At 73.6% G+C, this 14,068-nt stretch carries 14 protein-coding genes and 1 pseudogene; 7 read left to right on the forward strand and 8 right to left on the reverse strand.

The window, feature by feature from the left end:
• Positions 1-18: 18 nt before the first annotated feature.
• Positions 19-1,959, forward strand: coding sequence for an FAD/NAD(P)-binding protein (locus ACFPBZ_RS02090; RefSeq protein ID WP_378034338.1), 1,941 nt, complete (start codon positions 19-21; stop codon positions 1,957-1,959).
• Here ACFPBZ_RS02090 and ACFPBZ_RS02095 read toward each other — a convergent pair.
• A complete protein-coding gene (locus tag ACFPBZ_RS02095; protein ID WP_378034339.1) occupies positions 1,920-2,747 on the reverse strand; it encodes a SigB/SigF/SigG family RNA polymerase sigma factor in 828 nt (275 codons plus the stop codon). The genes ACFPBZ_RS02090 and ACFPBZ_RS02095 overlap by 40 nt on opposite strands.
• Positions 2,748-2,960: 213 nt before the next feature.
• A complete protein-coding gene (locus ACFPBZ_RS02100; RefSeq protein WP_378034340.1) occupies positions 2,961-3,926 on the reverse strand; it encodes a zinc-binding dehydrogenase in 966 nt (321 codons plus the stop codon).
• Between the two features lie 90 nt (positions 3,927-4,016).
• Between ACFPBZ_RS02100 and ACFPBZ_RS02105 the strand changes: the two genes are divergently transcribed.
• Positions 4,017-4,223 carry a hypothetical protein gene (locus ACFPBZ_RS02105; protein ID WP_378034341.1) on the forward strand — a complete coding sequence of 69 codons (207 nt, stop codon included), beginning with the start codon at positions 4,017-4,019 and terminating at the stop codon, positions 4,221-4,223.
• Positions 4,224-4,311: 88 nt separating this feature from the next.
• Here ACFPBZ_RS02105 and ACFPBZ_RS02110 read toward each other — a convergent pair whose 3' ends face one another.
• The 4 genes and pseudogenes from ACFPBZ_RS02110 to ACFPBZ_RS02125 form a co-directional block, all read right to left on the reverse strand.
• Entirely contained in the window at positions 4,312-5,100 is a 789-nt protein-coding gene (locus tag ACFPBZ_RS02110; protein ID WP_378034342.1) for an enoyl-CoA hydratase-related protein, read from the reverse strand.
• Between the two features lie 52 nt (positions 5,101-5,152).
• Complete coding sequence (locus tag ACFPBZ_RS02115) at positions 5,153-5,791, reverse strand: LuxR C-terminal-related transcriptional regulator (RefSeq protein ID WP_378034343.1); 639 nt, start codon at positions 5,789-5,791, stop codon at positions 5,153-5,155.
• A gap of 418 nt (positions 5,792-6,209) precedes the next feature.
• A complete protein-coding gene (locus ACFPBZ_RS02120) occupies positions 6,210-6,629 on the reverse strand; it encodes a carboxypeptidase-like regulatory domain-containing protein (RefSeq protein WP_378034553.1) in 420 nt (139 codons plus the stop codon).
• Positions 6,630-6,641: 12 nt separating this feature from the next.
• Positions 6,642-8,327 (reverse strand): annotated as a pseudogene (locus ACFPBZ_RS02125) (MFS transporter); the annotation flags it as partial.
• A 144-nt stretch (positions 8,328-8,471) separates the two neighbouring features.
• Between ACFPBZ_RS02125 and ACFPBZ_RS02130 the strand changes: the two are divergent.
• Positions 8,472-8,960 carry a DoxX family protein gene (locus ACFPBZ_RS02130; RefSeq protein WP_378034344.1) on the forward strand — a complete coding sequence of 163 codons (489 nt, stop codon included), beginning with the start codon at positions 8,472-8,474 and terminating at the stop codon, positions 8,958-8,960.
• A gap of 30 nt (positions 8,961-8,990) precedes the next feature.
• Here the strand turns inward: ACFPBZ_RS02130 and ACFPBZ_RS02135 are convergent, their stop codons facing one another.
• Positions 8,991-9,851 (reverse strand): polysaccharide deacetylase family protein, encoded by an 861-nt coding sequence (locus ACFPBZ_RS02135; RefSeq protein ID WP_378034345.1) that lies wholly within the window; start codon positions 9,849-9,851, stop codon positions 8,991-8,993.
• Positions 9,852-10,015: 164 nt separating this feature from the next.
• Between ACFPBZ_RS02135 and ACFPBZ_RS02140 the strand changes: the two genes are divergently transcribed.
• The 4 genes from ACFPBZ_RS02140 (at position 10,016) to ACFPBZ_RS02155 (ending at position 13,549) form a co-directional block, all read left to right on the forward strand.
• A complete protein-coding gene (locus ACFPBZ_RS02140) occupies positions 10,016-10,783 on the forward strand; it encodes a glucose 1-dehydrogenase (RefSeq protein WP_378034346.1) in 768 nt (255 codons plus the stop codon).
• A gap of 67 nt (positions 10,784-10,850) precedes the next feature.
• Positions 10,851-11,306: an SRPBCC family protein gene (locus ACFPBZ_RS02145; protein WP_378034347.1), complete on the forward strand. Its 456-nt coding sequence runs from the start codon at positions 10,851-10,853 to the stop codon at positions 11,304-11,306.
• A gap of 30 nt (positions 11,307-11,336) precedes the next feature.
• On the forward strand, positions 11,337-12,515 hold the full coding sequence (locus ACFPBZ_RS02150; protein ID WP_378034348.1) for an MFS transporter: 1,179 nt from the start codon (positions 11,337-11,339) through the stop codon (positions 12,513-12,515).
• 116 nt (positions 12,516-12,631) lie between these two features.
• On the forward strand, positions 12,632-13,549 hold the full coding sequence (locus ACFPBZ_RS02155) for a fumarylacetoacetate hydrolase family protein (RefSeq protein ID WP_378034349.1): 918 nt from the start codon (positions 12,632-12,634) through the stop codon (positions 13,547-13,549).
• 3 nt (positions 13,550-13,552) lie between these two features.
• On the opposite strand, the gene ACFPBZ_RS02160 is transcribed toward ACFPBZ_RS02155, so the two are convergent.
• The gene (locus ACFPBZ_RS02160; protein ID WP_378034350.1) at positions 13,553-13,975 is read right to left on the reverse strand and encodes a PPOX class F420-dependent oxidoreductase; all 423 of its coding nucleotides are present in this window, start codon (positions 13,973-13,975) and stop codon (positions 13,553-13,555) included.
• Positions 13,976-14,068 lie beyond the last annotated feature (93 nt).

Genomic DNA, 14,068 nt, shown 5'->3' on the forward strand with positions numbered 1-14,068 from the left:
CGCCTACCGTCGGGTGGTATGACGCGCTCGGTGGTGATCGTCGGCGGGGGACCGCGCGGCACGGGGGTGCTCGAGCGGATCGTCGCGGGAGCACCCGGGGCGGGGGTCGACGCGGAGCACCCGCTCGACGTGCACGTCGTCGACCCGTACCCGGCCGGGGCGGGCCGCATCTGGCGCACGGCGCAGTCCGAGCTGCTCTGGATGAACTCGATGGCCGCCGACGTCACGATGTGGACCGACGACACGGTCCGCATGGACGGGCCGATCGTCCCCGGGCCCAGCCTCATCGAGTGGGCCGAGGCGGTCCGCGCCGCGGGGGAGGAGCCCGAGGGTCGCGTGGGCGAGGAGATCCGCGGCCTGCGCCCCGAGACGTTCCCGACGAGGCAGCTGCAGAGCTACTACCTCGCCGCGGTGCTCGACCGCGTGCTGGCCGACCTGCCGGCCGGGGTCCGCGTCCACGTGCACGAGGCCCGGGCGACGGGTGTCGTCGACGGCGACCTGCACCGGGTGTCGCTGAGCACGGGCGAGGTCCTCGACGCCGACGCGATCGTCCTCGCCTCCGGCCACCTCGACGCCGCCCCCACCGACGACGAGACCTCGCTGCGCCGGTGCGCCGACCGTCTGGGTCTGCGCTACCTCCCGCCCGAGCAGACCACTGACTCCGATCTCGACGCGATCCCGCCCGGTGAGGTCGTCGTGGCGCGCGGCATGGGGCTCGCGTTCGTCGACCTCATGGTGCTGCTGTTCGAGGGCCGCGGTGGGTCGTTCGTCCACGAGGAGGGCGACGACGACGGCTCCGGCCGCGGCCGGCTGCGCTACGTCCCCTCGGGCCGTGAGGTCTCCCTGCACGTCGGCTCCGGGCGCGGCGTGCCGTACCACGCGAAGACCGAGTACACCCTGATCGGACCGCGCCCCCCGCTGCCGATGTTCTTCGGGCCCGACCAGGTCGACGAGCTCGCCGGCCGGCAGGGCGGGGTGAGCCTGCGGACCGACGCGTGGCCGATGATCGCCAAGGAGATCGGCTGGGGCTGGTACCACGAACTCTTCCACGGCCACCCCGAGCGCGTCGGCACCGACTGGGACACCTTCGCCGCCGCCTACACCGAGCTCGACTGGTACTCGGCAGAGCGTGAGCGGCTCGTCGCCGAGTCCGTGCCCGACGAGGCCGACCGACTCGACTTCGAGCGGCTCGACCGGCCGCTCGACGGCGTGCGGACCGACCTCGAGACGCTGCAGAAGCAGTTGCGCGGCTACATCGCGGACGACCTCGCCCGGCACGTCGACCCGGCCCACACCGAGGAGCTGGGCGCCTTCACCGCCATGCTCAGCGCCTTCATGGTGTCGGTGGAGCTGGCGAGCCGCGGGGCGCTGACGGCGAAGTCGAAGGCCCGCGACCTCGGCTGGTGGCAGAACCTGTTCTCGTCGATGGCCAGCGGCCCGCCCGGGCCGCGGCTGCGCCAGATGCTCGCCCTGTCCCGGGCGGGATTCCTGACGTTCCTCGGGTCGGGTCTGTCGGTCGAGATCGACCAGGACGGGAAGTCGTTCGTCGCCACCGGCTCCGCCCTCGACGGCCCGCCCGTGCGCGCGACGACGTTCGTCGACGCCCGGCTGGCGTCCCCGAGCGTGCGGCGCTCGTCCGACCCGATGCTGCGGTCGCTGATGGCCGCCGGCGCGCTCGACGAGGAGACGCTGAGCTGGAACGCCTGCGGGCGCACCGACGACTACAGCGGCGTCGTCGAGCACGCCACCGGGCTGGTCCCGGTGGACGCGCGCGACCACCGCGTGCTCACCGGACCCGGGTTCGACGAGCCGCACCCCACGCTGTTCGCGATCGGGCCGCACACGACGATGCGCCTCCCCGGCGCGTTCACCCGGCCGCGGACCAACAACCTCAGCTTCCGGGCGAACGACGCGCTGGCTCAGGCGCTCCTGGCCACCGCGACCGGCTCACGCGACTGAACCCGGGGCTGGGACTGGGTCTGCTCGCGGACCCTCGCGCGCTCCCGCAGGCGCTCGAGGGTCTGCGAGAGCAGCCGCGAGACGTGCATCTGGGAGATCGAGAGCTGCGCGGCGATCTCGGACTGCGTCTTCTCGTGGACGAAGCGCAGCACCAGGATCTTCCGCTCCCGCTCCGGGAGGATGCCGACGAGGTCGCGCACCAGGGCCCGGGCCTCGACGTGGTCCATGTCGGGGTCGTCGGCGCCGAGGACGTCGGCCATCGTCGTGTCGGTGCCCTGCGTGAGCGTCGAGTCGAGCGAGTCGGGCCGGTAGGAGTGGTGCGCGGAGATCGCCTCGATGACCTCCTCGCGGTCCATCTGCAGGTACTCCGCGAGCTCGGTGGCCGTCGCGGCCCGCCCCAGCTGCTGGGAGAGCGTGGTGGAGGCGGTGCCCACCTGCAGATAGCGGTCCTTGATGCCCCGCGGCGTGCGGATGGTCCAGGCGGCGTCGCGGAAGTGACGCCGGACCTCGCCCATCATCGTGGGGACGGCGTAGGAGAGGAAGTCGCGACCCTGGGCCGGGTCGTAGCGGCGCAGGGCGTGCAGCAGCCCGATCAGCGCGACCTGCTCGAGGTCGTCGTGGGACTCCCCACGGCGGCCGAAGCGGCGCGCGATGTTGCGGGCGACGGGGCGGAAGGCGTCGGTCAGCTCGGCGGTCAGACGATCCCGACGCGGGTCGCCCGCGTCCAGAGAAGCCAGTTCTTCGAGATCGGGGGCGTACTTGTCATAGGCGCTCGTGCGTTCCGTCACAGGCGTACCTCACAGACTGCCTCAAGTGGCGGTCCGTGCGCGGCTACAGGGTGAACCAGCACGGTGGGGAGAACGCCCCACCGAGAACACAGGTGGGGGTCTGACCGGGACTGGTGACTCAACCCTCGAAACGTGGCGTTCCCCGGGGTGGGGGAGACGAAACCCGGGACGACGACGGGTCCTGCCGGGAGGACCCGTCGTCGCCCAGCGGTGCTAGCGCGTGAAGACGATCTTCCCGGCGGTCTCGCCGTCGAGCATCGACCGGAAGCCCGTGGCGGCGTCGGTCATGGGCAGCTCCTGCCCGATCTCCGGGCTGATCCCGGTGGTGGCGACGAAGTCGAGCAGGTCGCGCAGCTCGTCGAGCGTGCCCATGGTGGAGCCGACGAGGTTCTTCTGGAGGAAGAACATCTGGGCGAGCTCGGCGGGCGGCTGGTTGCCCGAGGTGGCGCCGGAGCAGACGATCGTGCCGCCGGGCACCAGGGAGCGCACCGAGTGCTTCCAGGTGGCCTCGCCGACGGTCTCGAACACGGCCTGGACCTTGCCGGGCAGCTTCGCGTTCGACTCGAAGACCTGGTGGGCGCCGAGGCGCAGCGCCAGCTCGCGCTTCTCGTCGGTGCGGCCCGTGACCCACACCTGCATGCCCGCGGCGCGCCCGAGAGCGATCAGCGCGGTCGACACGCCGCCGGAGGCGCCCTGGACGAGCATCGTCTGGCCACCCCGCAGCCCCGACTTGGTGAACAGCATCCGGTAGGCGGTCAGCCACGCGGTGCCCATGACGGCGCCGGCGACGGCGCTCATGCCCTCGGGGCGCGCCAGGGCGTTGCGCTTCGGCACCACGACGTGGTCGGCGAAGGTGCCCTGCGCCCACTCGGTGAGCATCTTGCGCTGCGGGTCGAGGGTCTCGTCGCCCTTGAAGTCGGGGTCGCCCATGAGCGAGTGCAGGACGACGGGGGTGCCGTCGTCGAGCGTGCCGGCGCCGTCGCAGCCCAGGATCATGGGGAACTGGTCGGGCTTGATGCCGACGCCACGCAGCGTCCACAGGTCGTGCATGTTGAGGCTGGCGGCCTCCACCTTGACCCGCACCCAGCCGTCGGGGACCTCCGGATCGGGCCGCTCGCCCACCACGAGGGCGGCGAGCGGGTCGTCGCTGTTGGGCTCGGACGCATAGACGGCGAACATGGTGACTGAACCTATCCCCGGTGGGGCGGTGCCGCGACGAGGCCGGGACCCTGCCGGGGCTGCACCGATCCCGCGCCGTACCGTGAGGGAGTGCTGCGCGCGGTGGCGACCTGGTGGGACGGAGTCGAGCTCTGGCTCACCCAGCTCGACTTCACGCTCCAGGTGATCATCGTCATCGGGGTGGTCGGGCCGGCCTGCTGGGCGGTCGCGGCCGTCGTCGACTCCCTGGTGGAGCGCACGGTCGCCTGGCGCCTGGCCGCCCTCGAACGCCGCGGGTCCACCCCGGACGGCGGGTAGGGGTGGACCGCCGCTACGCCCGGCTCTGGGTCTCCGGCACCCTGATCGCGCTGATCCTGCTCGTCGTCGTGCTCAACCTGCGCTAGTCCTACGGGGCCCAGCGCGGCGGGCGCTTCTCGGCGAACGCCGCCATGCCCTCCTGGGCCTCGTCGGAGGCGAAGTACTCGGCCGAGAGGCGCAGCATCGCGTCGAAGTCGGCGGCCATGTCGTCGGCCGGGACCCGGCGCAGCATCGCCTTGGTGCCGGCGAGGGCGGCCGGGGCGCCGAGGGCGAGCATCCCGACGAAGCGGTCCACCTCGGTGTCGAGGTCGGCCGGGTCGACGGCCCGGTTGAGCAGGCCGATCTCCGCGGCGCGGTCGGCGTCGAACACCTCGCCGGTGAGCATCAGCTCGTGCGCCGGGCGGGGGAGCAGGCGGGGCAGCACCGGGATCGAGATCACCGCGGGCACCACGCCGATGCGGACCTCGGAGAAGGCGAAGGTCGCGCCCTTCGTGTCGCCGCCGGCGCGGGCGGCCACCGCGATGTCGCACGCCGCCACGAGCCCGACCCCACCGGCGCGGGCGGGGCCGGCCAGCCGGGCGACCACGGGCTTCGTCGAGTTCCACAGCGTCTGCAGGATCCCGGGGAACTCGTGGACACCCTGGTCGTCGGATCCCGCCCCGCGCGACTCGCGCAGGTCCATCCCGGAGCAGAACACCGGTCCGGTGTGGGTCAGTACCACCACGCGCACCGCGTCGTCGTCGAGGGCCGCCTCGAGGTGCCCGCGCAGCTCACGCCGGAGCTGGGCGGACAGGGCGTTGCGGTTCGCCGGCGAGTCGAGGGTGACGGTCGCGCGGCCCGTGGCGGCGTCGACGTCGAGGTGCACGAGTTCGGTCACGGCGGCACCGTAACCGGCCGGCCCCCAGACCCGCGGGCCCGGACCGGCGGGCTCAGTGGATGACGCGGGCGCGCATCGCGAGGGCCACCATCTGCGCCCGGTCCCCGGTGCCGAGCTTGCGGCCGATGCGGGAGAGGTGGGACTTGACGGTGAGCGCGGAGAGCCCGAGCGCCTCGCCGATCTCGGCGTTCGAGCGGCCGTCGGCCACCGACTGCACCACCTGGACCTCGCGGGCGGAGAGCTCCCGCGGCGCCCCGTCGACGGCGGCCATGCGGGCGCTGCCGGTGGGGGTCGGGGCCGCCGTGTCGGCCTCGAGCACGTGGTGGACGCCGGGTCCCGAGGGCGAGCTCAGGTAGGCGAGCGCCCCGGCGCGGAAGGCGGCCTCGGCGACGGCGTGGTCGTCGGGACCGAGGACGACCGTGCGCCAGCCGTCGAGGCGCAGCTCGTTGACGAGCCCCAGCGCCCCGCCGTCGGGCAGGGTGAGCTCGACGACGGCGAGGTCGCACGGCGGGCCGTCGGACGCCCGGCGCCGGGCCTCGTCGGACGAGCCCACCTCGTGGACCGCGCCGGCGCCGGCCTCCGCGAGCGAGCGCGCCATGAGCTCCCGACGGCGGGCGTCGCCGTCGACGAGGAGCACGGAGAGGCGGGGCTGCTGCTCGCCGGCGGGCGCGAAGAGCTCGCTCGGTGCCATCCGGTCCCCGAGCGGCACCCGGGCGGCGGGGATCGTCGCCCGCCGGGTGTCCCTCGAAGGAGCGGCAGCCTCCGGACGGACGAAGGACTGGTGGTCGATGAGGGGGAACACACCACCCCATCGGCTGACCCCGATCGGGCCTTGAGTCCGGCCGATCGGGTTGACCTCGGGCCGGTGGTGATCACTGTCGGCAGAGCGTTCACCTCGCGCCGACCGACGCCGCCCCGACCCCGCCGGACGCCACCCACATGGTCGGTTCAGGAGCCGGACCGGGTAGCGGATGCGGCCATACGGACGTACGACGACGCCTTGAGGGTGAACTACACGGATGTGACCCGGTTCATGCGCCCCTGTCGGAGCGAACGGCACTCCCGCGCGCCTCGAGGCAGCGGACGTGCCGTTCGCTCCGACGGTGGGCCTAGGACCCCGCGACCGGCGTCCGGGCGCTCCGGCCCGTCGGCTCGAGCACCACGTCGTGCCGCGTGCCCCCGACGCCGATCGTCAGCGTCTCGGCCCGGGGGGCGTGCCCGGGGGCGGTGGCGATGAGCAGGGCGCTCCCCGGCCGCGCCGGCAGGGTGAAGCCGCCGTCGGCGTCGGTGCGGGTACGGCCGATCTGGTGCCCGCCCGAGTCGGTGGCGGTGAGCGTCGCGACCACCGGCGACCCGTCGGTCGTCGTGACCCGTCCGGTGACCACGCCCGCGGTGGCAGCGGGCGCGCGGTGGCCGTTGCTGCGAGCGGCCGTCGTCGGGACCGCGACGGGGCCGGTCGGGGCGGCGTCGTGGTCCACCGTCGGCGCCGGGAGGGCCGGACCGGCGGGGTCGCCCTCCGCCGGCTCCACCGAGTCCTGCCCGTGGACGTACTTCCCGCCCCGGAACAGCGACGCGACCGCGCCGACCAGCGACACCGCGATGGCCACCGCGAACACCACGACGAGGCCGTCGTGGAAAGCGCCCGTGACGAGGGTGGGGAAGAACTGCTTGCCCACCAGCGTCGCGGCGTTCCCGGGCGGGAGTGCGCCGAGCACCGTCGGGCCGAGGATCTCGGCCATCGGGTTGTAGCCGAGGAACGCCGCGAAGAGCGTGCCCACCGGCGGGAGCGCGGCGACGTTCTGCGCCACGTCGACGGGGACGTTCTGGGCGGTGAGCCCGCCGAGCAGGGCCGCGGGCATCGAGTTGGCGAGCCCGGCGATGAGCATCGAGAAGAAGATGCCGATCGAGAGCGCCATGCCCGAGTTCTGCAGCGTCGACATCATCCCGCTGCCCGCGCCGCGCTGGTCGGGCGGCAGCGAGTTCATGATCCCGGTCATGTTCGGGGAGATGAACAGGCCCGAGCCGATGCCGTTGACCAGCAGGATCGCGGCGAACCACCAGTAGTCGAAGTCGGTGGGCAGCAGGAGCAGCCCGACGAACGTGAGCGCCACGATGACGAGGCCGCCGGTGGCGAAGAGCCGCGCGCCGAACCGGTCCGAGAGGATGCCCGAGATCGGCGCCGAGACGAGGAAGCCGACCGTCAGCGGCAGCATGTAGATCGCCGACCACAGCGGGGTCTGCTCGTACTCGTAGCCGTGCAGGGGGAGCCAGATGCCCTGCAGCCAGATGATCAGCATGAACTGCAGGCCACCGCGCGACAGCGCGCTCATCAGCGTCGCGACCAGGCCCGAGGTGAACGCCCGGATCCGGAAGAGCTCCAGGTGGAACATCGGCTGCGTCACCTTCGTCTCGACGACGCAGAAGATCGCCAGCACGACGACGCCGCCGATGAGGCAGCCGAGGACGAACGGGTTCGTCCAGCCCTCGGCGTGCCCGCCGTAGGGCTGGATCGCGTAGATGACGCCGACCAGCAGCAGGATGAGCCCCACGCCGAAGGTCAGGTTGCCCCACCAGTCGATCCTGTGTTCCCGACGACCGGCCGGGTCGCGCAGCGTCTTGAAGGCCCAGACCGTCCCGAGGACGCCGAACGGCACGCTGACCCAGAACACCAGGCGCCAGTCGACCTCGGAGAGCACGCCGCCGACCAGCAGGCCGATAAACGAGCCGCCGATCGCGGCCACCGAGTTGGTGCCGATGGCGAAGCCGCGGCGCTCGGCCGGGAACGCGTCGGTGAGGATCGCGGTCGCGTTGGCCATGAGCATGGCGCCGCCGACGCCCTGCACCACGCGGATGAGGATCAGCCAGAGAGCGCCGGCCCCGCCGGAGAACGGGTCGAGGGCCAAGGCGATCGAGGCGACGGTGAAGACGGCGAAGCCCGCGTTGTAGATCTTCGCGCGGCCGTACATGTCGCCGAAGCGGCCCAGCGTGACCACCAGCACCGCGGTGACCAGCATGTAGCCCATGATCATCCACAGCAGGTAGCTGATGTTGCCGGGCTCGAGCGGGTTGATCCCGATCCCGCGGAAGATCGCCGGCAGCGAGATCAGGACGATCGACGAGTTCATCGTCGCCATCAGCACGCCGAGCGTGGTGTTCGACAGGGCGAGCCACTTGTACCCGGGATGGGACGGGTCGGTGCGCGAGAGCGGCGCGACGGCAGTCGTCATGGGAGAACCCCGTGATTGTTAGGTCGAGCAACGACAGTAGACGGTTGCATTGTGCACCTATCCGCCGGACGTGCCACCTGTGACGTCGTCGACTCGGGGGTCTAGGTTGACGGGACAACTGTTAGCAGTGCACAGGGAGTCCTCGTGAAGATCGGTATGGCGGTACTGCGGCTCGTGGTCGGGCTGCTGTTTGTCGGGCACGGCATGCAGAAGCTCGCGGGCTGGTTCGGCGGCGGCGGGGTGGAGGGCACGGCGCAGGGCTTCGACGCGATGGGCATCAAGCCGGGGCGCGACAACGCCGTGGCCGCCGGGGTGTCCGAGGCGGGTGGCGGGGCGCTGCTGGCGGCGGGCCTCGCGACGCCGCTGGCCGCGACGATGATCTCCGGCGCGATGGGGTCGGCGGTCTACCACGTGCACAAGAAGAACGGCCCGTGGGTGACGCAGGGCGGCTGGGAGTACAACGCCGTGCTCACCGCGGTCGTGTTCGCGGTCGCGGCGGCCGGGCCGGGCGAGCTCTCGCTCGACCACGCGCTGGGCATCGAGCGCTCCGGCCCGGCGATCGCGCTGGCCGCGATCGGTGCCGGCCTGCTCGGGGCGGCGGGCGTGGCGGCGCGCGCGAAGGCGCTGGCCTGACGATCGTCGCCAGGATCGGGGCCCGGGGGATCAGGGGCGCGCCAGCGCCGTGAGCAGGCGCGGTCCGTCCCAGGTCGACCCGACGAGGCTGCGGCGCAGCGTGAGCAGCGGCCTCGTCGGGTCCACCGCCTCGTCGGCGAGCTGGTAGCCCGAGACGTAGCCGGCCCGGTCGAGCATCCCGAGGTCCACGGGCGCCCAGGCGCCGAACGGGTACGCGAAGTGCCGGACCGGTGCCCCGACGAGCGCCTCCAGCTCGGCCCGCGGGCGCACCAGCTGGGTCTCGACGTTGGCGTCGGTGTAGCGGTCGGCCCGCTGGTGGTCGTAGGTGTGCGCGGCGATGGTGTGGCCCGCGTCGTGCAGGCGGCGGACGTCGTCGCGGCTCATCCAGCCCGCCTTGTCCAGCGGCACCGTCATGACGAAGAAGGCCGCGTGCATCGAGCGCCGGGCGAGCTCCGGGGCGGCCACGGTGATCTGGCTGCCCTGGGAGTCGTCGAACGTCAGCAGCACCGGCTTGGCGGGCAGCGGCGCGCCGGTGGTGAGGTGCGCGAGGTGCTCGTCGGGCGAGATCGGCGTGTAGCCGCCGCCCTGCAGGGCGTCGAGCTGGGCGCGGAACGCCGCCGGCGGGCAGATCAGCACCGAGCGGGAGTTCGCCGAGTCGTCGGGCCGCCAGTCGCGCAGCTGGTGCCAGCACAGGACCGGGACGTCCGTGACCCGCGCGAGGACCTCGGCGGTCGGGGCGGCGGTGTCGATCCGGGGCGGAACCCGAGGCGCCGCGGCGGGCGCCGGGGTGGGCGCGGCGGCGGGCGGGGGAGGGGACGCCTCCCCCCGGGCGCAGCCGGCGGCCGCCAGGCCCACCGTGCCGAGCAGGAAGGTGCGCCGCCGGAGATCCACGACGCGATCCTGCGCGACGAGCGCGGCCGGGCCCCCGGGACACGGGCTGGCAACGGGGTGAACCGCCGGCCGTGTCGTCCCTCTCCGGCGGGTCCGCGGCGTGCTCGCCCGCGGCGTCCCCGTCGACCTATGATCACCGGCCACGCCGACCCCGGAGGAACCCAGTGCAGCTCTTCGACCTCACCGGCAAGGTCGCCGTGGTCACCGGCGGGACGCGCGGCATCGGCATGATGATCGCCCGCGGCCTGCTCGACGCCGGGGCCCGCGTCTACATCAGCTCTCGCAAGGCCGCCGCGGGGGACGAGGCCGTCGCCGAGCTCTCGGCGCACGGCACGGTGACCTCGATCCCGGCCGACGTGTCCACCGAGGCCGAGTGCCTCCGGCTCGCCCGGGAGGTCGGCGAGCGCGAGGAGTGCGTGCACGTCCTGGTCAACAACGCCGGCGCCACATGGGGCGCGCCGCTCGAGGAGTTCCCGGCCGAGGCCTGGGACAAGGTGGTCGACCTCAACCTCAAGGCCCCGTTCTTCCTGACGAGGGCCTTCCTCCCGCTGCTCGAGGCCTCGGGCACCGCCGACGAGACGGCCAGCGTGATCAACATCGGCAGCATCGACGGGCTGCGCGTCACCCCGCTGCCCACCTACCCGTACTCGGCGACGAAGGCCGGCGTGCACCAGCTGACCCGGGTGCTGGCCGCCGAGCTTGGCCCCCGCAACGTGCGGGTGAATGCGATCGCGCCGGGGCCCTTCGAGTCGAAGATGATGGCCGAGACCCTGGCCCGGCGGGGCGACGAGATCGCCCAGAGCTCCGTACTCGGGCGCATCGGGCGGCCCGACGACATGGCGGGCGCCGCGGTGTTCCTCGCGTCGCGGGCGAGCGCGTACGTGACGGGCGCGATCCTGCCGGTCGACGGGGGGATCTGGGCGGCGAGGTGAACACATGTGAGCACTAGTCCGTGTCCGAACACGGATTAGTGCTCACGGGCCGGAGGCACCCCCGCCCGTGACCGACACGCAGCTCGAGGCCTCCCGCATCGTCGGGGCCCCGCCGGACAAGATCTTCGCCCTGCTCACCACCCCCGACCGGCACCCGGAGCTCGACGCCTCCGGGACCGTCCGCGGCTCGCGCACCCACCACCCGCTGGCCGCCGTGGGCGACGTGTTCGAGATGGAGATGCACGGCGAGGACATGGGCGACTACGTCGTCGACAACCACGTCGTCGCCTTCGAGCCCGACCGCGAGATCGCCTGGGCGCCCGCGACCCACGGCGGCGACCGCGGCGGCCAGGTGTGGACCTACCGGCTCGAGCCGCGCGACAGCGGCGGCAGCACGCTCGTCACCCACGTCTACGACTGGTCGGCCGTCACGCTCGAGCGGCTGCTGCCCTACCTGCCGGTGGTCGACGCCGACGGCCTCGACGCGACCCTGAAGCGCCTGGCCGCCGCCGCCGAGCTCTAGGACGGAGCGGATCAGCGCAGGATGGGGAACGTGACGACGGCGCGCACGGCGGCCCGCTCGGCCGCCGCGACCTACCGCGAGGTGCTCGCGCAGCCGGGGCTGCGGGCGCTCTACGCGGTGGGGTTCGCCGCCCGGCTCCCGCTGACCGCGACCGGGGTGGTGCTCACCCTGCACGTCGCCGTCGGCCTCGACCGCGGGTTCGCCGCCGCGGGGATCGTCGGCGGGGCGGTGACGCTGGGGACCTCGCTCGGCGCCCCGCTGCTCGGCCGTCTCATCGACCGGTTCGGGCTGCGGCCGGTACTGGCGCTGTCCGGGACCGCCGAGGTGGTGTTCTGGGGCCTCGCCCCCGAGCTCGACGTCGTCGTCCTGACAATCGCGGCGTTCGTCGCCGGGCTGCTGGCGCTGCCGGCGTTCTCGGTGATCCGGCAGTCGCTCGGGGCGGGGGTGCCCGAGTCGCGGCGGCGCCCGGCGTTCGCGCTCGACGCGATGTCGGCGGAGGTCTCGTTCATCGTCGGCCCGGCGCTGGGGACGGCCGCCGTGCTCGCGCTGCCCCCGGAGCCCGCGTTGTGGCTGGTCGGCGGCGGATTCGTGCTGGCCACGGCCGGGCTGTGGTGGCTCGACCCGCCGACGCGGGAGGCCAGCGCGGGGGACCGGGCGCCCGCACCGTCGATGCGCAGCTGGCTGGGGGCGCCGATGGTGACCGCCCTCGCCGGGGCCGCCGCGGCGGTGCTGCTCCTCAGCGCGACCGAGCTGGCCGTCGTCGCGGCCCTGACCGCCCGGGACGAGACGGCGTGGTTCGCCCTCGCCAACTCGGTCTGGTGCCTCGCGTCGCTCGTCGGGGGCTTCCTCTACGGCGTCGCCGCGCGCCCGCCGGCCATGCCGACCCTGCTCGCCGCGCTCGCGGTCGGCACGATCCCGGTCGCGTTCGGCGGCCCGTGGTGGCTGGTGACGCTGCTCGTCGTCCCCGCGGGGGCGTTCTGCGCGCCGGCGCTCTCGTCGTCGGCGGAGGCGGTCGGGCGGCTCGCCCCGGACGCGGCGCGGGGTGTCGCGACCGGCCTGCACGGCTCGGCGATCATGGGTGGGGCCGCCCTCGCCCAGCCGCTGACCGGGGTGCTGATCGACCGGGTGTCGCCGACCGCGGCCCTGCTGGTCGCGGTCGGGATCTGCCTGCTCGTCGCGCTGGGGGCGTTTCGCGCTCGTGAGCGGTAATCCGGGCCCGGACACGGAATAGTGCTCACGGGCGCATCGCGCACCCGACCGAATCGTCCGTCAGGAGCGTCCGTGAGCACCCTGCCCCCGCCCGAGCTGATCGAGGTCCCGCTCGTATGAGCCACTGGGTCACCTACCTCTCGCCGTCGGTCGCCCGCGAGCGGGCGGGCCTCGTCGTCGGGACCGAGGTCCACGGGTTCGACGAGTCGCTGCTCGCGCTGCTGGAGTCCGACGGCGGCCTGGCCGCGGCCGCGGGCCGGACCCCGGCCGAGACGCTGTCGCTCGCCCAGGTCACGCTGCGGGCGCCGATCCCGCGCCCGCCGTCGGTGCGCGACTTCCTCGCCTTCGAGGAGCACCTCCGCAACGCCCTGGCCGGCCTCGGGCGCACCGACGTCCCGGCCGTGTGGTTCGACCAGCCGGTCTTCTACTTCTCCAACCCCGCCGCGATCCGCGGGCCGGGCGTGACGATCCCGATCTCGCCCGGCAGCAGCCGCTTCGACTACGAGGTGGAGGTCGCGGCGGTCGTCGGGAAGGCCGGCCGTGACCTGTCGCCCGACGAGGCCGAGGGCCACATCGCGGGGTACACGATCCTGTGCGACTGGTCGGCGCGCGACCTGCAGGCGACCGAGTCGGCCGTCGGGCTCGGCCCGGCGAAGGGCAAGGACGGCGCGACGAGCCTCGGGCCGTTCCTCGTGACCCCCGACGAGCTGCAGCGCTACCGCTCCGGGCGCGGGTTCGACCTGCGGATGCGCGCGGTGGTCAACGGGCGCGAGTACGGCGGCGGGCTGTGGTCGTCGATCCACTGGTCCTTTCCCCAGATGCTCGCGTTCGCCTCGCGGGGCACCGAGCTGCGGCCGGGTGACGTGATCGGGTCGGGGACCGTCGGGACCGGGTGCCTGCTCGAGCTCTCCCACCTGCACGGGAGCGAGGCCTACCCCTGGCTGGCGGAGGGCGACCAGGTGTCGATCGAGGTGGAGCGGCTCGGGGCGCTCACGGCGCGGATCGGGTCGGCTCCGGCGGTCGTGCCGCTCTGAGGCCTAGATGCTGTCGCCGTACACGCGCTCGACGGTCATCGTCATGAGCACCCGGCGGTCGGCGACCATCGTGGCGCGGTAGTCGTCCCAGTCGGGGTGCTCGCCGCCGGACGCCGCACGGTAGTAGGCGACGAGGGCCTCGACCTCGGGCCCCTGCGGGTCGCCGCCGGGACCCGTGAGCGTGACCGGACCCTCCGCGGTGGCCCACGAGCGGCCGTCGGGTGCGGTGACCTCGACGGCGGCGCGGGGGTCGCGGCGGAGGTTCCTCGCCTTGGCGCGGTCCTCGGTCATGGAGACCTGCAGCGTGCCGGCCTCGGGGTCGTAGAACGGCTGGACCGGGGAGAGCTGGGGGAGTCCGTCGCGCTTGATGGTGGCGAGGATGCCGAGTCGGCTCGCGGCGAGCAGGGCACGGTGGTCGTCGGTCATGCGCCGAATCATCCCGGCCCGCGGTGGCGCCGTCGATCGTGATGACTCCGTGACCTGCTCCTCCGTGGTCACCTGCGCTTTCCCGGCTGTGAC

Origin of the sequence: Actinomycetospora atypica, from assembly GCF_042653685.1 — a bacterium.
GTDB classification, from domain to species: Bacteria; Actinomycetota; Actinomycetes; order Mycobacteriales; family Pseudonocardiaceae; genus Actinomycetospora; species Actinomycetospora atypica.

Coding starts and splice junctions, on each gene's coding strand:
- ACFPBZ_RS02090 (WP_378034338.1), top strand. CDS start 19: ATGACGCGCTCGGTGGTGATCGTCGGCGGGGGACCGCGCGGCACGGGG.
- ACFPBZ_RS02100 (WP_378034340.1), bottom strand. CDS start 3,926: ATGTTCGCCGTCTATGCGTCCGAGCCCAACAGCGACGACCCGCTCGCC.
- ACFPBZ_RS02155 (WP_378034349.1), top strand. CDS start 12,632: ATGAGCCACTGGGTCACCTACCTCTCGCCGTCGGTCGCCCGCGAGCGG.
- ACFPBZ_RS02115 (WP_378034343.1), bottom strand. CDS start 5,791: ATGGCACCGAGCGAGCTCTTCGCGCCCGCCGGCGAGCAGCAGCCCCGC.
- ACFPBZ_RS02160 (WP_378034350.1), bottom strand. CDS start 13,975: ATGACCGACGACCACCGTGCCCTGCTCGCCGCGAGCCGACTCGGCATC.